We start from the raw sequence: 19,431 nt of genomic DNA, 5'->3' as shown, positions 1-19,431 counted from the left end.
CATTACGTTTCGCCTGCGATAACGGTTATCACGGCGAACTCTTTTTATGCAGGCGAGTCGGGCTCATGAGTGACGGTCGCGCCCGAATCTTCATCCTTTCTGATTTCGAGCGTAACGATAAAGCAAACGATAATAATTATCAATTTAATTGTTAATAATTATGTCATTTGAACCAATCATAAAGAAAAAACAAAAAACCCTCTCGAATGAGAGGGTTAGAAGGGTCAGGTTCAGGCAGTCCGTGCCGGATGGCGGCATAAAGCCTTATCCGGCCTATGACGAGAATACTACGTTACTTTTTAACGCGTTCCGGGAAGTGCATTTCGCTATAGCGCACGAAATGCGTACCTTTTATCAGCTTGTAGCCGAACCAGATAAGCAGAAACAGCGGAATACCGATATAGGTCGCCGCGACGCCGCCCCAGTCGATGGTATCTTTCAGGAACGCTTCATAGTTCTGCCCCAACGTAATAATCAGGCACAGTACAAAGGCGAAAATCGGCCCCAGCGGGAAGAACCCGGAACGGTACGGCAAATCATTCACATCATACCCTTGTAACACGTAACCGCGACGGAAGCGATAATGGCTAATGGCAATCCCCAGCCAGGCGATGAAGCCCGTCATACCGGAGGTGTTCAACAGCCACAGATAGACCGTCTGGTTGCCAAACATTGAGGTCAAAAAGCAAAGACCGGCAATCACGGTGGTGGCATAAAGCGCATTGCGCGGTACGCCGCCGCGGGACAATTTCGCAAAAATACGCGGGGCCTTACCGTCACAGGCCAGGGTGTAGAGCATACGGGTCGAGGCATACATCCCGGAGTTACCCGCAGACAGTACCGCCGTCAGGATAACCGCATTCATTATCGCCGCCGCAGACAACAAGCCCGCATGCTGGAACACTAAGGTAAACGGACTGACGCTAATGTCTTTGACGTCGTTACGCAGCAGGTTTGGATCGGTATAAGGAATGATCAGGCTGATAATCAAAATCGCGAAAACATAAAACAGCAGAATACGCCAGAACACCTGACGCACCGCGCGCGGAATATTCTTCTCCGGGTTTTCAGATTCCCCGGCGGCAATACCAATCAGCTCAGTTCCCTGGAAAGAGAAGCCCACGATCATCGCGACGCCAATCATTGCCGCAAAACCGCCAGCAAAAGGCGCATCGCCCGTCGTCCAGTTGCTCCAGCCGACCGGCTCAACACCTTTAAAGATACCGATAATCATCGCTACGCCAACGATGATGAAGATAATAACGGTCGCGACTTTAATTAACGAGAACCAGTACTCCGCTTCGCCAAAACCGCGCACGGAAATGTAGTTCAGCAAGAAAATGACGCAGAGGAATAGCGCGCTCCAGATCCAGCCCGGCGTGTCCGGGAACCACCAGCCCATCACCAATTGCGCGGCAACCAGGTCAACAGCGATAGTCACCGCCCAGTTGTACCAGTAGTTCCAGCCCAGCGCGAAACCAAAGCCTTCTTCCACATAGTTCTGACCATATGTCGCAAACGAGCCAGATACCGGCATATAGGCCGCCAGCTCGCCAAGACTGGTCATCAGGAAGTAGACCATCAAACCAATCAGAATATAAGAAAACAGCGCGCCGCCTGGCCCCGCCTGAGAAATTGTCGCACCAGATGCAACGAAAAGACCTGTCCCGATGGAGCCGCCAATGGCAATCATCGTCAGGTGACGCGCCTTTAATTCGCGACGTAGCGCGGGCGCTTCTGTGGTTTTAGTTTTGGAACCCATGTGAAAATGCTATCCATCCAAAAAATGAGGCGCGATTGTAACAGACGAAATACTATCCTTCCGACACAAATGCGCGGTTATAAGAGACCTTCATGACCGGCCACGGATTATAAGTAAAGCAGAGAATAACGTATACGTAAGCGGATACTAAAAATGGCGATGCCGCCGGGGCAGCCCTCCTCTTCACCTTTATTCACAGTAACTCAAAAAACGCTGCAACGCGTTAGAAAGATGTTTCTGCCGATGATGAACACGCCACAACGTGCGCACCAGGCGCGGTAACGGCACCGCGACTTCGCCCAGGCTTCCCGCCTGGAGTTGTTCAGCAATCACCCGGCGCGATAAACAGCTTATCCCCAGTCCATGACGCACCGCATGTTTGATCGCTTCTGAATTCCCCAACTCCATCGCCATATGAAAGCGCGGCAAATGCGACAACAGCAAATAATCGACAATTTCCCGCGTACCGGAACCGCGCTCGCGTAAAATCCATGGGGATGCCGCAAGCTGTTCCAGCGTCACCGGCCCCTGCGTCAGCGGCGAGGACGGCGCGGCAAAGACCACCAGCTCATCTTCCAGCCACGGCTCAGAAATAATCTCTGTACTGTGACATGGTCCTTCAATCAGGCCGATATCAACCCGAAAATCCAGCACCGCGTTAATCACGTCCTGGCTGTTTCCCACGCTGAGTTCCAGCGGCAAGGCCGGATAATGCTGGCGATAGCGGGCAATCATGGCGGGTAAAATGTAATTGCCGATGGTGCTACTGGCATAAACCCGTATCGCGCCGTTATCTTCACGAAATAGCTGCTCAATTTCTACCGCTTGCTCCAGCAATGCCAGCGCGCGCGGATATAACAAGCGCCCATGTTCGTTGACCACCAGCCGTTTCCCCACCCGATCAAACAACTGTACGCCGAGCTGACCTTCCAGATCGGTGAGCGCGGCGCTAACGGCGGACTGCGATAATGACAGCATGACCGACGCCTGGGTTGTTGAACCGCTTTTCAGTACTTCAGCAAACACTTCAAGTTGTCGTAGCGTAATATGCATAGTCGTATCCCACCGATAGCGTTTCACTTACCACTTATAAAGATTAATTATAAATATATAATCAATTTTATTTTTAAACCAGATCACCGTAACCTTATTGTCCATATACAGGAGAAGGTTATGACAGAACTCACCTTGCAGAATCATCGTCGTACAATGTGGCATTTTATACCGGGGCTCGCTCTGAGCGCCGTCATTACAGGAGTCGCCCTGTGGGGCGGCGCTATCCCTGCCGTTGCAGGCGCGGGGTTCAGCGCCCTGACCCTGGCTATCCTGCTGGGTATGGTTATCGGGAATACCATCTATCCACAAATATGGAAACAATGCGACGGCGGCGTGCTGTTTGCAAAACAACATTTGCTGCGTTTAGGGATTATCCTTTACGGCTTCCGCCTTACCTTTTCACAAATCGCCGATGTGGGCATTAGCGGTATTGTGATTGACGTATTAACGCTTTCCAGCACGTTCATGCTGGCCTGCTTCTTAGGCCAAAAAGTCTTTGGTCTGGACAGGCACACCAGCTGGCTGATTGGCGCCGGTAGCAGTATCTGCGGCGCGGCGGCGGTACTGGCGACAGAACCGGTAGTAAAAGCGGAAGCCAGTAAGGTTACTGTAGCCGTCGCGACTGTCGTTATTTTCGGCACCATCGCCATTTTCCTTTACCCGGCAATGTATCCGCTGCTGGCACACTGGTTCAGCCCGGAAACTTACGGCATCTATATCGGCTCAACCATGCATGAAGTCGCGCAAGTGGTCGCAGCGGGTCATGCCGTTAGCCCGGATGCGGAAAATGCGGCGGTTATCGCTAAGATGCTGCGTGTCATGATGCTGGCGCCGTTCCTGATCATTCTGGCGGCACGCGTTAAACAGCTTTCACCGGCGACCGGCGCGGAAAAAAGCAAAATTACCATTCCGTGGTTTGCTATTTTCTTCATCGTAGTGGCGATCTTCAACTCTTTCCACCTGCTGCCGAAAGCCGTGGTGGATATGCTGGTAACGCTGGACACGGTGCTGCTGGCGATGGCGATGGCGGCGTTGGGTCTGACCACTCACGTTAGCGCATTGAAAAAAGCGGGGGCGAAACCGCTGCTGATGGCGCTGGCATTATTCGCCTGGCTGATTATTGGCGGTGGCGCCATTAACGTCCTAATCCATAGCCTTATCGCATAAATTATTACGTTTCACGCCTGTTAACCCGTTATCATAGCGTTCGTAATGAACCGTTAGCGGGTTTAACAGGAGTCTTTTATGAAATACATCGGAGCGCACGTCAGCGCTGCTGGCGGTCTGGCTAACGCCCCTGCCCGCGCGGCTGAAATTGGCGCAACGGCCTTTGCGCTTTTCACAAAAAACCAGCGTCAGTGGCGTGCCGCCCCCCTTACTCCCCAGGTCATTGATGACTTTAAAATCGCCTGTGAAAAGTATCATTTTTCAGCGGCGCAAATCCTTCCCCACGATAGTTACCTGATTAATCTGGGCCATCCGGTCAGTGAAGCGCTGGAAAAATCACGCGATGCCTTTCTCGATGAAATGCAACGCTGTGAACAACTCGGCTTAACCTTGCTTAATTTTCATCCCGGTAGCCATCTGATGCAGATTGCACAGGAGGATTGCCTGGCGCGGATCGCGGAATCCATCAATATTGCCCTCGCGCAGACCGAGGGCGTTACGGCGGTTATCGAAAATACAGCCGGTCAGGGCAGTAATCTGGGGTTTGAGTTTGAACAGTTAGCCGCCATCATCGACGGCGTGGAAGATAAGTCGCGCGTTGGCGTCTGTATCGATACCTGCCATGCCTTTGCCGCCGGATACGATCTGCGTACGCCAGAGGCGTGCGAAAAAACGTTCGCCGAATTCGGGAAAATTGTCGGATTTCAGTATTTGCGCGGAATGCACCTTAACGACGCCAAAAGCGCCTTCGGTAGCCGCGTTGACCGCCATCACAGCCTGGGTGAAGGCAATATCGGCCACGATGCGTTTCGTTGGATTATGCAGGATGCGCGTTTTGACGGTATTCCGCTGATACTGGAGACCATCAATCCTGATATCTGGGCGGAAGAGATTGCGTGGTTAAAAGCCCAGCAAATTGCCGAAGCGATGGCCTGACGCTCAATGTTCTTCAGGCAATAAAAAAGGCAGAGCGCGCTCTGCCTTTTTTAGCGTGTTTCTCTTACGCCGCTTTTGCCGCGACTTCCGTCTCCGGACGTTTCAGGACGGCATAAGCCAGCCCTGCCACCAGCGTACCGGCCACAATTGCCAGCAGGTATCCCAATACCGGCGTAATTGCGCCTGGGATAAGCAGAACAAACAGACCGCCATGCGGCGCCATCAATTTTGCGCCTACCGCCATAGAAATAGCCCCGGTCAACGCGCCGCCAACGATACAGCACGGCAGTACACGCATCGGGTCGCGTGCCGCAAACGGAATAGCGCCTTCAGTGATAAAGCACAGCCCCAGCACCAACGCCGCTTTACCACCTTCCTGCTGCGCTTTGTCGAACTTACGACGCGCCACCATCGTCGCCAGACCCAGCGCTAACGGCGGTACCATACCTGCGGCCATGATCGCCGCCATCGGCGCGTAAGTTTGCGTACTCAGCAGACCAACGCCAAACGCATACGCCGCTTTGTTCACCGGGCCGCCCATGTCGGTACACATCATCCCGCCGAGAATCGCGCCCAACAGCACTGCGTTTGCGGTTCCCATGGTTTGCAGCCAGTGAGTGAGCCCTTCCAGAATCCCGGCAACCGGTTTACCGATCAGGTAAATCATTGCCAGCCCCACCACCAGACTGGAAATTAACGGGATGATCAGGATTGGCTTCAGCGCTTCCATACTTTGCGGAAGTTTCAGTTTGGTACTGATAAGCTTCGCCATATACCCGGCAAGGAAGCCGGCAATGATCCCGCCGATAAAACCGGAACCGGTGCTAACCGCCAGCATACCGCCAATCAGACCTGGCGTAAGGCCTGGGCGATCCGCGATGGAGAAAGCGATATAACCCGCCAGTACCGGCACCATCAGCGCAAACGCCGAACCGCCGCCAATCTGCATCAGCGCCGCCGCCAGCGTGTCCGGCACCTTAAAGGCTTCAATACCAAAGGCGAAGGAAAGTGCAATACACAGTCCCCCGGCAACCACCATAGGCAGCATGTAAGAAACGCCCGTCAACAGATGCCGATATGCGCCAGCGCTCTCTTTCTTCCCTTCGGTCGCCGCTTGCGATGCCTTACCCGCCGGTTGATACGGCGTTGCTTCCGCTACGGCTTTATCCAGCTCCTGCGCCGTCTTTTTCAGCGCCAGGCCGGTCGACGTGCGGTACATCGGGAGACCGGCAAACTTCGCCAGATCCACTTCGATATCCGCCGCCACAATGACTAAATCCGCTTCCGCCACCTCTTCCGGGGTGATGGCATTGCCGGCCCCCACGGAGCCGCGCGTTTCGACTTTTACCCACCAGCCGCGTTTTTTCGCTTCTGTTTCAATGGCTTCAGCCGCCATAAAAGTATGGGCGACGCCGGTCGGGCAGGCCGTTACCGCGACCACGCGTTTCGGACCGCCGCTCGCCGCAGGAGCAACCGCAGCAGGAGCGCTGTAAGGGGTCGCATGGCTTTTGGCTTCACTCAGAAACAGTTCCGGATGCGCGACGGCGCGACCAATATCCCCCAGCCAAACCTTTTTGCCGTTCAGAGCATTGTCGTTCGGCAGAGATTCGCCCAGCACGATCGCGAGCTCAGCATCATTCGGATTGTCGATAATTTCCAGATTTGCTTTATGCGCCGCCGCTCCAAGCAGGGTTTTCGCCATGTAAGCGCGAGCCTGGCCGAGATTAGCGTCAATTATCAGCAGCGTTTTCATTATGCCTCTCCTGCTGTCAGTTAAACGGTTGTAAGTCGACACGCGCCATCATTGCGGCCAACTGAGGACGATCGGTAATACCCACATTGCTCTGGCTGACCGCCAGCGCGGCAACCGCCGTCGCCAGACGCAGCGTATGTTCGCTGGACTCGCGCATCAGCAGGCCGTAAATCAATCCGCCAACCATGGAATCGCCTGCGCCGACGGTACTTACCACGTCAACCGCCGGTGGTTTAGCGATCCATTCTCCTGAGGCGTTAACCCACAGCGCGCCTTCCGCCCCCAGCGAAATCACCACATGGGCGATACCCTGTTCGCGTAACGCGTGCGCCGCATCAATCACATCTTTCATTTCCGGGAGCTTACGACCCGCCCAAATTTCCAGTTCGCGGCGATTCGGTTTCACCAGCCACGGCGCAGATTTAAGACCGGCGACTAACGCTTCACGGCTACTATCAAAGATAATGCATGGACACTGGCTGCGCAGACGCGTCATCCAGTCGGTGAACGCTTCCGGGCTCACGCCGGCCGGTAAGCTACCGCTGACGCAGACCATATCGAACTGGCCCAGCCAGCTCAGGGAGTCGTTAACAAAGCGTTCCCAGTCTGCGGGGGTCACGTCAAAGCCGGAAAAGTTGAAGTCGGTCACTTCGCCATCTTTTTCCGTCAGCTTCACGTTGATGCGGGTCCGGCCCTGAACCACCTGAAAGCGGTTAGCGATGCCCAGTTCGCTGAACAATTGCTGAAAACCGTCCTGGTTATCTTTACCGAGAAAACCGCCGACGGTGACGTCGATGCCTAAGTCTTTTAGCACCTTGGCAACGTTAATGCCTTTGCCCGCCGCGTGCAGACCCGTGGTTTTCACCAGGTTCACTTCGCCGCGTTCGATTTCAGGGCAAAACCCAACCAGATCGTAAGCCGGATTAAGGGTAATGGTGGCAACACGCCTGCTCATTATGCGCCCTCCCCGAGACCGGCGGCGATCGCATCGCCAATCGCTTTCAGCGCCTGTTCAGCATCTTCACCCTGCGCGGTAAAGCGCAGACGATGGCCTTTCTTCACGCCTAACGCCACCACTTTCATCAGACTACGTCCGTTTGCCGGTTTGCCGGTTCCATCAAGGTTTGTCACGGTAATTTCACTGTTAAATTGTTTAATCGTATTCACCAGCATGGTGCCCGGACGGGCATGGAGACCATGCTCATTACGCACTACAAATTCCGCGCTCAGTACGTCATCCGTCAGCGCATCATCACTGGTCAGCAACGCCAGCAGCGTCGCGGCGTCAGCGCTCAGCAGACGATCGGCTTTATTGTTCAGCAACAGGTCGCCGAGGCGTTTTAGCACGGCAATCGGCTGCTCGTCGTTCATCGCGACAGTGACTAATAAGGCTGCTTTTTCACCCTCTACGTCAAACGCCTGGGTCGCACGGCTTACCGCAACAGCGCTGCGCAAATTGCCTTCCGCGCTGTCGTTCAGCCAGATGCCTTGTCCCAGATTCATCGGACTATCGTTAATCGTTTTTGCGACGAACGCCGCATCAACCGCTCCCGCCTCTTTCAGACGCGCCGCATTTAGCGCCTGCAATGTGACCAGCGAGCTGGCGATGACATCCAGCGTCATCGTCTCATTATCAAGTTTTAATTGTTCACTTTGCTTCTCGCCCATCAGCAATGCGCGCAGCTCTTCCGCCGTTGTCGCGGATTTCAGCTGTTCAGCCACGGAGTCATCGCTCAGCACATGCGTCAGCTGACGCAGCAGGCCAAGGTGTTCGTCCGAACTGGCGGCAATACCAATCGCCACGTAGGCGACCTGGCCTTCTCCCCAGGTAACGCCCTGCGGAAATTGAAAGACCTGGACGCCGGTTTTCAGCACCTGATCGCGCGTGTCTGTTGTGCCATGGGGAATCGCAATACCATTGCCAAGAAAGGTCGAGGTTTGCTGTTCGCGCGCCAGCATACCGTCAACATAGCCGCCCGCCACATTCCCGGCCTGCGCTAACGCGGCGGCGATTTGCCGAATGGCCTCTTCTTTATTTCCGGCCTGCTCGCCCGGATGAATGTCCTGAACCGATAACTGGAACATGTGTCTCCTCTCCTGCTGAATTGAAACGATTCAGCCACTATGAGAAAAAAAGCGCCAATCTGAGTTATCAAAAAAACCAGATCGCGCTGAAACGTTTCAAGAAGTCTGGATCTTTCTGCTTCAGCACGCAAGAAAAGTTACCGGTTTTGTAGCAATTTTTTGAGGTGAAGCACATTTTTTCTCCAACAGTCCCTCAATAGCTGACGCATAAAAGGCTTCAGCTTTTTCTTTCAGCTTGCGTCAGCACGCCCTGGTAACAAACTGGAATGCTATTTTGATTTTTCGTGTCGATTTTGATTCAGACGCCTGTTTATTTTCTGACGGGCAGCGTAAACTCCGCCTCTCTTCACACCACTGATATAGAAACATGCACAACAGTCCCGCCGCCGCTGCGCCCAAATCGTTTGACCTGACGTCTACCGCCTTTTTGATCGTCGCTTTTCTCACCGGTATTGCCGGTGCGTTACAGACGCCGACGCTCAGTATTTTTCTGACGGATGAGGTTCACGCCCGCCCCGGCATGGTGGGATTCTTTTTTACCGGCAGCGCGGTTATCGGCATTATCGTGAGCCAGTTTCTGGCGGGTCGCTCAGATAAAAAAGGCGATCGCAAAAAACTGATCGTTTTCTGTTGCGTGCTGGGCATGTTGGCCTGCGTGCTGTTTGCCTGGAACCGCAACTACTTTATTTTGCTGTTCATCGGCGTCTTTCTCAGTAGCTTCGGCTCTACCGCCAACCCGCAGATGTTTGCGCTGGCCCGAGAACATGCCGATCGTACAGGTCGTGAAGCGGTGATGTTCAGCTCAATCCTCCGCGCCCAGGTCTCGTTGGCCTGGGTCATTGGGCCGCCGCTGGCCTATGCGCTGGCGATGGGTTTTAGCTTTACGGTGATGTATTTGAGCGCGGCGGTAGCTTTTATCGTCTGCGGCGTCATGGTGTGGTTCTTTTTACCGTCAATGCGCAAAGATGCGCCGCTGGCAACCGGCACGCTGGAAGCACCGCGTCGTAATCGCCGCGATACTCTGTTGCTGTTTGTCATCTGTACGTTAATGTGGGGGACTAACAGCCTGTATATCATTAATATGCCGCTGTTTATCATCAATGAGCTGCATCTTCCGGAAAAACTTGCAGGCGTGATGATGGGCACCGCCGCCGGGCTGGAGATTCCCACAATGCTGATTGCAGGTTACTTCGCCAAACGGTTGGGAAAACGCCTGTTAATGTGCATCGCCGTTGTCGCCGGACTGTGCTTTTATGTGGGTATGTTGCTGGCGCACGCACCGGCAACGTTACTCGGCTTGCAGTTGCTGAACGCGATTTACATCGGCATTCTTGGCGGGATTGGCATGCTCTATTTTCAGGATCTCATGCCAGGCCAGGCGGGTTCAGCCACCACGCTGTATACCAATACCATTCGCGTCGGCTGGATCATTGCCGGTTCGCTGGCGGGAATCGCCGCAGAAATCTGGAATTATCATGCGGTCTTCTGGTTTGCGTTAGTCATGATTGTCGCCACCATGTTCTGCCTGGCGCGTATTAAAGATGTTTAACTTGCAAGCCTGATACTTTTACTCTTCGACACATTCAGCGCAGAGTTTATCTCTGCGCAATGTTCATGCGCGGTCATTCATTGTCTTTTTCTCAAAACGATATTCTGTAAGCGCCCTCCTACATAAAAGACCGGTTATTGAGAAAATTACGCCCATCAGTCCGCAAAGAACCAACACCAGCCGCATCTTATATTTTGGTGTGACAGCAACATCTATCACTTCAATGTTAGCATTATTTTTAACCGCCTCCGACAACAAGGATAGCTTTGCATATGTTTCCGTTTGTAACATATTTTTATGCACGCTATAACGTTTAATGTCACCATCATCGATATACCATGCCGCCATTTTATCGACACTATTTTTCAGGGTGGAAATAATATTATTGACGCTTTCTTCCCTCCCCTGCGCCTTAAAAAGAACAAGCTGATTTTTCGCGTCAAAACTTATTTTATTTTTATATTCCGCAGGCAAGAAACGGCTAAACTGGTTAAGGATAACCGTTGTTTTACATTGAATATCATTAGTATAGCCACATAACGCATAGGTAGCAGGCGTATCCAGATTAGGTTTGATTGTAATACTCACAACCTTTGTATCATGCTGCACGCTCACAAAAACATAGCCAATGGCGACAAAAATAAAGGTAACGATCACGATACTTAGCCATTTTCTTATAAGGAATAAGGAAACGTCGACTAAATCAATTTCACTATTTTCTCCCCGCATTTCACATCCCTTTTAAAACGCTAATAGTCAACCCGAATACTGAAATAACAAAAAGCAACACCAGCGTAAAAATAAACGCCCTGGCTGCGAACGTATATTTCTTCATAAGATAAAACCCACACATAAGAATTCGAGTATTTTAAAGGAAAATAACAACACATTCACACTGGTTATATCGATCGGTAAATACATCAATGATAGATATAAACTATCAAATTCATGATATCGATCGTTATAAATAATTAAAATCGATCAAAATTCCTCTTTTTAATAGATAAAAACTATCATATAAATAAAATTGATCGTTTTTGTTTTATGTGACGGTTTATTCGGTACACGTTCAGGCACCAACGGGGTTGAGCGGCGACATCTACCGCTTCAGAAGCCACGAAATAAGGGAAGCATGTATTACGCTATTTAATGGTAAAAGGAGGTAATTTGATGCGCAGCTTTTGCAGACTATTTCGGGATATAACGTAAGCCCCTGCACATTTATCAAAAGCGGCTTAGCTCATGGTAAGGTTTTCTGTTCGAGTTCCAGCAAATAAATAATGGCCTCTTCCCGGGTCGTTAAACACATGTCCCCTGTCGGTTGCAAACCAGAGCACACTTTTGGGCGTAAAGGCGAGCCAAAGATAAGGCACAAGTTATCTTCCGAAAGCTGCACGCATCTGGTATTCATCGGCTTGCCATTCGGCATTCCGGGTATCGGCGACGAAATTGAAGGCGCAATACAGCAAGCGCCACAACCGCTACGACAGTCCATGCTCAGCCCTCTATTTATAACCAAATGAAAGATAACAGAATTTGTCCAAAGAAAAATCCAGATTTAAAATGTGGACGTCATCATGATCAGGCCTGCCCTCAGACATTCCGAAGACAAGGCTGGAAACAGAAGGGACAACACAGCACACTTCCCCCCTCCGGGCGACATGCCATCGCCTATTCTCGTTGAACGCGGAGCGGAAAGCGGGCGAACAGTATCACCTTTTTTGCACCAGCAAAAGTGACAATTCCACTTGCCTGGACGGCCCGCCGCGAGTAGTTTTACGCGATATTTTAGATAATCTCTACAACAGGATCTCCTCGATGCCAAGAGCGAACGAAATCAAAAAAGGTATGGTACTGAACTACAACGGCAAATTGCTGATTGTGAAAGATATCGACATTCAATCGCCTACCGCCCGTGGCGCCGCCACACTGTATAAAATGCGTTTTTCCGATGTCCGCACCGGTCTGAAAGTGGAAGAACGTTTCAAAGGCGACGATATCGTTGATACCGTCACCCTGAGCCGTCGCGGCGTTGACTTTTCTTATGTCGATGGCAACGAATATGTGTTCATGGATAAAGAAGACTATACGCCGTATACCTTCACCAAAGATCAGATTGAAGAAGAGTTGCTGTTTATGCCTGAAGGCGGAATGCCGGATATGCAGGTTCTGACCTGGGACGGCCAACTGCTGGCGCTAGAGCTTCCGCAGACCGTGGATCTTGAAATCGTCGAAACCGCGCCGGGTATTAAAGGAGCGTCCGCCAGCGCACGTAACAAACCCGCGACATTAAGCACCGGTCTGGTGATTCAGGTTCCCGAATACCTGAGCGCAGGTGAGAAAATCCGCATTCATATCGAAGAGCGCCGTTATATGGGGCGCGCGGATTAAGTTTCGCATTTTTCGGCTGCGCCCCAGGGCGCAGTCTGACCCTTTTCTTTATTGACTGTTCTGCACCAGGAAAGAGAAACGTTAAAAATTTAACATTTTCTGCTCTTAAGATGGCAGAAGCACGACTTCGTCAACTCAGCCCTTCTCTTTTTCACGTTTATTCGCCAGGATTATTAAAGTTGTTATGTTGTATCAATATTCTGGAGCTGACGTGACCAAAACCAATCTTATTACTGGATTTCTCGGTAGCGGAAAAACCACCTCTATCCTTCATTTATTAGCTCATAAAGATCCGGCTGAAAAATGGGCCGTCCTGGTCAATGAATTTGGCGAAGTGGGTATTGACGGCGCGCTGCTTGCCGACAGCGGCGCACTGCTAAAAGAGATCCCCGGCGGCTGCATGTGCTGCGTCAACGGATTGCCTATGCAGGTAGGGCTCAATACGCTGCTGCGCCAGGGCAAACCTGACCGGTTGCTGATTGAACCAACCGGACTGGGGCACCCAAAACAGATTCTGGATTTATTAACTGCGCCGGTTTATGAGCCGTGGATTGATTTACGCGCTACGCTCTGCATCCTTGACCCTCGCCTGCTACTGGACCAACAGAGCGTCGCCAATGAAAATTTCCGCGATCAGCTCGCCTCAGCCGATATTATCATCGCCAATAAGACCGATCGCGCCACGGCGCAGAGCGATGCCGCCCTGCAACAGTGGTGGCGACAGTACGGCGGCGATCGTCAACTGATTCATGCCGAACATGGACAGATAGACGGTAAGCTTCTGGATTTACCGCGACAAAATCTGGCGGAACTGCCGGCCAGCGCCGCGCATTCTCACACTCATGCCAGTAAAAAAGGACTCGCCGCGCTAAATCTGCCCGCCCAGCAGCGCTGGCGACGCAGCCTCAATAGCGGACAGGGTCATCAGGCCTGCGGCTGGATTTTCGATGCCGATACCGTGTTTGACACCATTGGCCTCCTTGAATGGGCGCGTCTGGCGCCGGTGGGCCGGGTGAAAGGCGTTATGCGCATACAAGAGGGGCTGGTACGCATCAATCGCCAGGGCGATGACCTGCACATCGAAACACAGAGTGTCGCGCCGCCGGATAGCCGGGTTGAACTTATCTCAAACACAGAAACCGACTGGAATACGTTACAGACGGCCTTGTTGAAGCTTCGTTTAGCGACGCACGCGTAAGGTTGCCACCGTTTAAAAACTATGGCGAAATGACGATGAAAACCCGCTATTCCTTGATAATTCTGCTTAATGCCGCCGGTCTGGCGCTGTTTTTGTCATGGTATCTTCCCGTCAATCACGGTTTCTGGTTCACCATTGATTCCGGCATATTCCACTTCTTTAACCAGAAACTGGTGGAAAGCCACGCGTTCCTCTGGTGGGTCGCTATTACCAATAATCGGGCGTTTGACGGCTGTTCGCTGCTGGCGATGGGCGGACTGATGCTCAGTTTCTGGCTAAAAGAAGACGCGTCGGGCCGGCGGCGCATTGTGATAATCGGATTGGTCATGCTGCTAACAGCGGTGGTGCTTAACCAACTCGGTCAGGCGCTGATCCCCGTCAAGCGCGCCAGCCCAACGCTCTCTTTTGAGCATATTTATCGCGTCAGCGAGTTGCTGCATATCCCGACAAAAGACGCGTCAAAAGACAGTTTCCCAGGCGATCACGGTATGATGCTGCTGATATTTTCCGCCTTTATGCTGCGTTATTTCGGCAAAACGGCGGGGATTATCGCCCTTATTATATTTGTGGTTTTCGCGTTTCCGCGCGTTATGATTGGCGCTCACTGGTTCACCGATATTGTGGTCGGGTCGCTCACGGTTATTTTGATTGGCCTCCCCTGGTGGCTGATGACCCCGCTCAGCGACCGGGCGATAGCGCTTTTTGAGAATTATCTCCCGGGCGGGAATAAACAAATTTTAAACAAATAACCCATGTAATTAACATTACCTTCAGCGATAGTTTTACATCGTTGAAGGTAATTTATGATGATATTCCCCCAGCCCATCATTTTTCGGTCATATTATTCCTCTGCAAAATGAACAGGTTGCACGATTTTTAAACGATTTGCGCTTGATTTGACCCGTGCTGAAAGTTCACTTTTCGTATCATAAATTCTTATAAAAAATCACGCGAAATCGCTCGCAATGACAGCAACAATCGGGTAATCTCAAACTCGTTTTGCCTCGCCAGATAATTATTCTCATTGCGAATAAATTTGTGCGTTCCGCCACAGATTTGTGCACAAAGAATTGTCTCAAGCTGTGCAGGTAATTAGTCTCATCACGTTTGGCATTTTTATAACGATATTTATCGTTAAGGACTTCAAGGGAAAACAAACAACATGGTCAAATCTCAACCGATTTTGAGATATATTTTGCGCGGGATTCCTGCGATTGCAGTTGCGGTTCTGCTTTCTGCTTGTAGCACAACCACCAATACCGCAAAGAATATGCATTCTGAGACGCATGCTGTGGGCAATAGCGATAGCTCTTCACTGCAAGCCTCTCAGGATGAATTTGAAAATATGGTGCGTAACCTTGACGTTAAGTCGCGGATTATGGATCAGTATGCTGACTGGAAAGGCGTGCGTTACCGCCTGGGCGGCAGCACTAAGAAAGGCGTCGACTGTTCCAGCTTTGTACAGCGCACCTTCCGTGAACAGTTTGGTTTAGAGCTTCCGCGTTCAACCTATGAACAGCAGGAAATGGGCAAAGCAGTTTCACGCAATAACCTGCGTACGGGCGATCTGGTTCTGTTCCGCGCCGGTTCCACTGGTCGCCATGTCGGTATTTATATCGGCAATAACCAGTTTGTCCATGCGTCTACCAGTAGCGGCGTCATTATCTCCAGTATGAACGAACCGTACTGGAAAAAACGCTACAATGAAGCGCGTCGAGTTCTGAGCCGCAGTTAATCTTCATCAGGCAGCACCTCCCTTGGCTTACCTGATGAGACGACATAAAAAGCACTGCTTCGGCAGTGCTTTTGCTTATTATCCCTTCTGAACCCGTTTTGCCGAATGGCGACGTGTCGCCTCTTATCCAGCCTACAACACACGAACGTAGGCCTGATAAACATAGCGCCATCAGGCATTCAGGTCGTTTCCCCCAACGCCTACTGCGACAGTACGCTTTCCTGCGCATCACAGAAAAGCATGACTATCCGGGGTAATCCAGGCTATAGTCTTATAAATCAACCAGTTTAACCGGCATCCGCCTTTTCAGGTCACACCAGGAATTATGCTTACACGCGACTCCTCTTCCGGTCGGAAAATCCTGCTTACCTGTATCATTACGGGGATGGCGGCAGCATTACTTATTGGTAGCCTGCAATTTTTCCTGTCGTGGCATAAACGGGATGTTAAATACAATACGCTCCTTTCTGATGTACAACACTACCTGGCCAGCTATTTCGCCGACCTGAAAGCCACCACCGATATTCTTCAACCGTTGACGATCAACACCTGTCAGCAGGTTGGCGCAGAACTCACCTCAAGAGCCGCTTTTAGCCTTAATGTCCGCGCCTTCTTATTGATTAAAGATAAAAAAGTGTTCTGCTCTTCCGCCACTGGCGCCATGAATATGCCGCTTCAGCAACTGGTACCGGATATAGATATCCGCAAAGACGTTGCTATGGCGATTCTGCCCGGCACGCCAATGATGCCCAACAAACCGACAATGGTGATTTGGTATCGAAACCCATTATTAAATGACAGCGGCGTATTCACATCGCTGAATATTAACCTGACGCCCTACTTACTCTATACCACGCGCCAGGACGATTTTAACGGCATCGCGCTGATTGTCGGCAATACCGCGCTGTCGACCTTTTCTTCGCGTCTGCTGACCGTCGCGGAGCTGCCGGGCACGCCATCACGACAGGCAACTATCAACGGTCTGCCGCTTAAAATACAGCTTTATGCCGATAGCTGGACCTACAATGACTTGTGGTATGCGTTGATGCTGGGCTGCATTAGCGGCATCGTAGCAGGGTTTATCTGTTACTTTATCTATGCCCTCCGGACGCGACCGGGCAAAGAGATTTTAACGGCAATCAAACACGAGCAGTTTTATGTGGTTTATCAGCCCGTCGTCGATACTCGTACGCTGAGCGTCACCGGGCTTGAAGTCTTACTGCGCTGGCGTCACCCTACGGCAGGAGAGATTCCGCCGGATGCCTTTATCCACTATGCCGAAGCGCAGCAACTTATCGTACCGTTAACGCAGCATCTGTTCGAGCTGATCGCCCGCGACGCGCCCACGCTACAGAAGGTGATGCCCGTCGGTGCCAAATTTGGCATTAACATCGCGCCGGAACATCTGCACAGCGACAGTTTTAAAGAGGATATGCACCGGCTCAGGGACGCCCTGCCCGCGCACCATTTTCATATCGTGCTGGAAATCACTGAACGCGATATGCTTCAGCAGTATGAAGCGGCCAAACTGTTCGAATGGCTGCATTCCGCCGGGTTTGAAATCGCTATAGATGATTTCGGTACAGGCCATAGCGCCCTGATTTATCTGGAGCGATTTACTTTAGATTATCTGAAAATCGATCGCGGCTTTATCCAGGCGATCGGCACGGAAACCGTCACGTCTCCGGTTCTGGATACCGTGCTGACGCTCTCCAGACGCCTGAATATGCTGACGGTGGCCGAGGGCGTTGAAACGCCGGAGCAGGCCCGTTGGCTACGCGATCACGGTGTTAATTACTTGCAGGGATACTGGATTAGCCGTCCTTTACCCCTAAAAGATTTCGTGCTGTGGATGTCGGCGCCTTCTGTGCCTGAATGGTAGCCCCCTTACGGTTTTAACGGATTCACATCAGACGCAACGTCACTTATTATTCAGCGAAACGCCTGCCGGTTTGCAGCGGGCAATACGATAAGGAAACCGCCTTCAGATGATTGCGCGCGTAATGCTTCTGCTTGTCGCACTGGTTAGCGCTGGCGCCCAGGCCCAGGAAATCAAAGAAAGCTACGCTTTCGCCGTACTCGGCGAACCTAAGTATGCTTTTAACTTTGATCACTTTGATTATGTGAATCCTGCTGCGCCGAAAGGCGGTCAGATGACGCTTTCCGCCATTGGTACGTTCGATAATTTCAATCGCTATTCGCTGCGCGGCAATCCCGGCGTACGTACCGAAGCCCTTTACGATACGCTTTTTACCACTTCGGATGATGAACCCGGAAGCTATTACCCGCTGATTGCCGACCATGCCCGCTATGCCGCCGACTATTCCTGGGTGGAAATCTCGATTAATCCCCGCGCTCGTTTTCACGATGGCACGCCCATTACCGCCCGCGATGTGGCCTTTACCTTTCATAAGTTTATGACCGAAGGCGTACCGCAGTTCCGTCTGGTCTATAAAGGTACTACCGTGAAGGCGATTGCGCCTTTAACCGTGCGAATTGAGCTGGCGAAGCCTGGTAAAGAAGACATGCTTAGTCTGTTTTCATTACCGATCATGCCCGAAAAATTCTGGAAAAATCACAAGCTCAGCGATCCGCTTTCAACGCCGCCCTTAGCCAGCGGCCCATACCGGATTACTCAGTGGAAAATGGGCCAGTACATTGTCTATTCACGCGTCAAAAACTACTGGGCGGCTAATCTGCCGGTCAATCGTGGACGTTTTAACCTCGACACTATCCGCTACGATTACTACCTTGATGACAATGTCGCTTTCGAGGCGTTTAAAGCGGGCGCATTTGATCTACGGCTGGAAAACGACGCTAAAAACTGGGCAACGCGCTATATCGGTAAAAATTTCGATAATCATTACATCATTAAAGAAGAGCAGAAAAACGAGTCGGCGCAGGACACACGCTGGCTGGCCTTTAATATTCAGCGCCCGGTATTTAAAGACCGGCGGGTACGTGAAGCTGTCACCCTGGCCTTCGATTTTGAGTGGATGAATAAAGCGCTGTTCTATAATGCCTGGAGCCGAACCAACAGTTACTTCCAGAATACCGAGTACGCCGCCAGAAATTACCCTGACGCCGATGAGCTGGTATTACTCGCGCCGATGAAAAAAGATCTTCCTCCTGAAGTCTTCACTCAGATCTATCAGCCGCCGGTCTCTAACGGCGACGGCTACGATCGCGAAAATCTTCTTAAAGCTGACGCCTTGTTGACGCAGGCCGGATGGGTGATCAACGGACAGCAACGGGTCAATAGCGTCACCGGTAAGCCTCTGACGTTTGAACTTCTCCTTCCTGCCAGCAGTAATAGCCAGTGGGTTCTGCCCTTCCAGCATAATCTTCAGCGTCTGGGCATTACGATGACTATCCGTCAGGTTGATAATTCTCAGCTCACCAACCGGATGCGCAGCCGCGACTATGACATGATGCCGAGGCTATGGCGGGCGATGCCCTGGCCCAGCTCCGATCTACAAATCTCATGGGCGTCGGAATACATTGACTCCAGTTATAACGCTCCCGGCGTACAAAGCCCGGTGGTGGATAAACTGATCGCGCAAATTATCGCAGCGCAGGGTGATAAAGCGAAACTGGTGCCACTGGGACGGGCGCTGGATCGCGTGCTGACCTGGAACTATTACATGCTGCCGATGTGGTATATGGCGCAAGACAGGCTCGCCTGGTGGGATAAATTCTCCCATCCGGCGATTCGCCCGGTATATACCATCGGGTTAGATACCTGGTGGTATGATGTCAACAAAGCCGCCAAACTACCGGCAGCCAGGAGGTAGTAAGA

The 19,431-nt window shown here is 51.7% G+C and carries 17 protein-coding genes; 9 read left to right on the top strand and 8 right to left on the bottom strand.

Annotated elements, in window-relative coordinates; translation table 11 throughout:
* Positions 1-292: 292 nt before the first annotated feature.
* Together lysP and yieE are read right to left on the bottom strand one after the other, a co-directional pair.
* Entirely contained in the window at positions 293-1,762 is a 1,470-nt protein-coding gene (gene lysP, locus ACH0VJ_RS17495) for a lysine-specific permease (RefSeq protein ID WP_000535000.1), read from the bottom strand.
* A 189-nt stretch (positions 1,763-1,951) separates the two neighbouring features.
* Complete coding sequence (yieE, locus tag ACH0VJ_RS17490) at positions 1,952-2,815, bottom strand: DNA-binding transcriptional regulator YeiE (protein WP_000548315.1); 864 nt, start codon at positions 2,813-2,815, stop codon at positions 1,952-1,954.
* 120 nt (positions 2,816-2,935) lie between these two features.
* Here yieE and ACH0VJ_RS17485 point away from each other — a divergent pair, with 120 nt between their 5' ends.
* Positions 2,936-3,985 (top strand): YeiH family protein, encoded by a 1,050-nt coding sequence (locus ACH0VJ_RS17485; RefSeq protein WP_000137961.1) that lies wholly within the window; start codon positions 2,936-2,938, stop codon positions 3,983-3,985.
* Between the two features lie 78 nt (positions 3,986-4,063).
* The gene (gene nfo / locus ACH0VJ_RS17480; protein WP_000873905.1) at positions 4,064-4,921 is read left to right on the top strand and encodes a deoxyribonuclease IV; all 858 of its coding nucleotides are present in this window, start codon (positions 4,064-4,066) and stop codon (positions 4,919-4,921) included.
* Between the two features lie 64 nt (positions 4,922-4,985).
* Here the strand turns inward: nfo and fruA are convergent, their stop codons facing one another.
* Genes fruA through fruB form a run of 3 tightly spaced genes read right to left on the bottom strand, consistent with a single transcriptional unit; the run spans position 4,986 to position 8,759 of the window.
* A complete protein-coding gene (gene fruA / locus ACH0VJ_RS17475; RefSeq protein ID WP_000854417.1) occupies positions 4,986-6,674 on the bottom strand; it encodes a PTS fructose transporter subunit IIBC in 1,689 nt (562 codons plus the stop codon).
* Positions 6,675-6,690: 16 nt separating this feature from the next.
* Complete coding sequence (gene fruK, locus ACH0VJ_RS17470; protein WP_000091252.1) at positions 6,691-7,629, bottom strand: 1-phosphofructokinase; 939 nt, start codon at positions 7,627-7,629, stop codon at positions 6,691-6,693.
* On the bottom strand, positions 7,629-8,759 hold the full coding sequence (fruB, locus tag ACH0VJ_RS17465; protein WP_000487287.1) for a fused PTS fructose transporter subunit IIA/HPr protein: 1,131 nt from the start codon (positions 8,757-8,759) through the stop codon (positions 7,629-7,631). The genes fruK and fruB overlap by 1 nt, the downstream gene beginning before the upstream one ends.
* 367 nt (positions 8,760-9,126) lie before the next feature.
* On the opposite strand from fruB, the gene setB reads away from it, so the two are divergent.
* Entirely contained in the window at positions 9,127-10,308 is a 1,182-nt protein-coding gene (gene setB / locus ACH0VJ_RS17460; protein ID WP_000551937.1) for a sugar efflux transporter SetB, read from the top strand.
* Between the two features lie 63 nt (positions 10,309-10,371).
* On the opposite strand, the gene ACH0VJ_RS17455 is transcribed toward setB, so the two are convergent.
* The 3 genes from ACH0VJ_RS17455 to ACH0VJ_RS17445 form a co-directional block, all read right to left on the bottom strand.
* Positions 10,372-11,037: a GNVR domain-containing protein gene (locus ACH0VJ_RS17455; RefSeq protein ID WP_001213897.1), complete on the bottom strand. Its 666-nt coding sequence runs from the start codon at positions 11,035-11,037 to the stop codon at positions 10,372-10,374.
* A 1-nt stretch (position 11,038) separates the two neighbouring features.
* A complete protein-coding gene (locus ACH0VJ_RS17450) occupies positions 11,039-11,161 on the bottom strand; it encodes a membrane protein (protein WP_001519564.1) in 123 nt (40 codons plus the stop codon).
* Positions 11,162-11,548: 387 nt separating this feature from the next.
* A complete protein-coding gene (locus ACH0VJ_RS17445) occupies positions 11,549-11,803 on the bottom strand; it encodes a YkgJ family cysteine cluster protein (protein ID WP_001523448.1) in 255 nt (84 codons plus the stop codon).
* Between the two features lie 323 nt (positions 11,804-12,126).
* On the opposite strand from ACH0VJ_RS17445, the gene yeiP reads away from it, so the two are divergent.
* The 6 genes from yeiP (at position 12,127) to ACH0VJ_RS17415 (ending at position 19,426) form a co-directional block, all read left to right on the top strand.
* Complete coding sequence (gene yeiP, locus ACH0VJ_RS17440) at positions 12,127-12,699, top strand: elongation factor P-like protein YeiP (RefSeq protein ID WP_001136822.1); 573 nt, start codon at positions 12,127-12,129, stop codon at positions 12,697-12,699.
* 211 nt (positions 12,700-12,910) lie between these two features.
* Positions 12,911-13,897, top strand: coding sequence for a GTP-binding protein (locus ACH0VJ_RS17435; RefSeq protein WP_000169350.1), 987 nt, complete (start codon positions 12,911-12,913; stop codon positions 13,895-13,897).
* A 29-nt stretch (positions 13,898-13,926) separates the two neighbouring features.
* The gene (locus tag ACH0VJ_RS17430) at positions 13,927-14,646 is read left to right on the top strand and encodes a phosphatase PAP2 family protein (RefSeq protein WP_000178091.1); all 720 of its coding nucleotides are present in this window, start codon (positions 13,927-13,929) and stop codon (positions 14,644-14,646) included.
* 413 nt (positions 14,647-15,059) lie between these two features.
* A complete protein-coding gene (gene mepS / locus ACH0VJ_RS17425) occupies positions 15,060-15,632 on the top strand; it encodes a bifunctional murein DD-endopeptidase/murein LD-carboxypeptidase (RefSeq protein WP_000241015.1) in 573 nt (190 codons plus the stop codon).
* Positions 15,633-15,957: 325 nt separating this feature from the next.
* Positions 15,958-17,514 (top strand): cyclic di-GMP phosphodiesterase, encoded by a 1,557-nt coding sequence (locus ACH0VJ_RS17420; RefSeq protein ID WP_000957763.1) that lies wholly within the window; start codon positions 15,958-15,960, stop codon positions 17,512-17,514.
* 106 nt (positions 17,515-17,620) lie between these two features.
* The gene (locus tag ACH0VJ_RS17415) at positions 17,621-19,426 is read left to right on the top strand and encodes an extracellular solute-binding protein (RefSeq protein ID WP_000561742.1); all 1,806 of its coding nucleotides are present in this window, start codon (positions 17,621-17,623) and stop codon (positions 19,424-19,426) included.
* Positions 19,427-19,431: the final 5 nt, after the last annotated feature.

It is taken from the genome of Salmonella sp. 2020_1459, assembly GCF_043847915.1.
In the GTDB taxonomy this organism is placed as follows: domain Bacteria; phylum Pseudomonadota; class Gammaproteobacteria; order Enterobacterales; family Enterobacteriaceae; genus Salmonella; species Salmonella enterica.
The sequence above is the reverse complement of the archived record's forward strand: the minus strand, read 5'-3'. Positions and strand labels throughout refer to the sequence as shown.

Bases quoted from the DNA above. Each gene is read 5' to 3' on its own strand.
- lysP (WP_000535000.1), bottom strand. From the start codon at position 1,762: ATGGGTTCCAAAACTAAAACCACAGAAGCGCCCGCGCTACGTCGCGAA.
- yieE (WP_000548315.1), bottom strand. From the start codon at position 2,815: ATGCATATTACGCTACGACAACTTGAAGTGTTTGCTGAAGTACTGAAA.
- ACH0VJ_RS17485 (WP_000137961.1), top strand. From the start codon at position 2,936: ATGACAGAACTCACCTTGCAGAATCATCGTCGTACAATGTGGCATTTT.
- nfo (WP_000873905.1), top strand. From the start codon at position 4,064: ATGAAATACATCGGAGCGCACGTCAGCGCTGCTGGCGGTCTGGCTAAC.
- fruA (WP_000854417.1), bottom strand. From the start codon at position 6,674: ATGAAAACGCTGCTGATAATTGACGCTAATCTCGGCCAGGCTCGCGCT.
- fruK (WP_000091252.1), bottom strand. From the start codon at position 7,629: ATGAGCAGGCGTGTTGCCACCATTACCCTTAATCCGGCTTACGATCTG.
- fruB (WP_000487287.1), bottom strand. From the start codon at position 8,759: ATGTTCCAGTTATCGGTTCAGGACATTCATCCGGGCGAGCAGGCCGGA.
- setB (WP_000551937.1), top strand. From the start codon at position 9,127: ATGCACAACAGTCCCGCCGCCGCTGCGCCCAAATCGTTTGACCTGACG.
- ACH0VJ_RS17455 (WP_001213897.1), bottom strand. From the start codon at position 11,037: ATGCGGGGAGAAAATAGTGAAATTGATTTAGTCGACGTTTCCTTATTC.
- ACH0VJ_RS17450 (WP_001519564.1), bottom strand. From the start codon at position 11,161: ATGTGTGGGTTTTATCTTATGAAGAAATATACGTTCGCAGCCAGGGCG.
- ACH0VJ_RS17445 (WP_001523448.1), bottom strand. From the start codon at position 11,803: ATGGACTGTCGTAGCGGTTGTGGCGCTTGCTGTATTGCGCCTTCAATT.
- yeiP (WP_001136822.1), top strand. From the start codon at position 12,127: ATGCCAAGAGCGAACGAAATCAAAAAAGGTATGGTACTGAACTACAAC.
- ACH0VJ_RS17430 (WP_000178091.1), top strand. From the start codon at position 13,927: ATGACGATGAAAACCCGCTATTCCTTGATAATTCTGCTTAATGCCGCC.
- mepS (WP_000241015.1), top strand. From the start codon at position 15,060: ATGGTCAAATCTCAACCGATTTTGAGATATATTTTGCGCGGGATTCCT.
- ACH0VJ_RS17420 (WP_000957763.1), top strand. From the start codon at position 15,958: ATGCTTACACGCGACTCCTCTTCCGGTCGGAAAATCCTGCTTACCTGT.
- ACH0VJ_RS17415 (WP_000561742.1), top strand. From the start codon at position 17,621: ATGATTGCGCGCGTAATGCTTCTGCTTGTCGCACTGGTTAGCGCTGGC.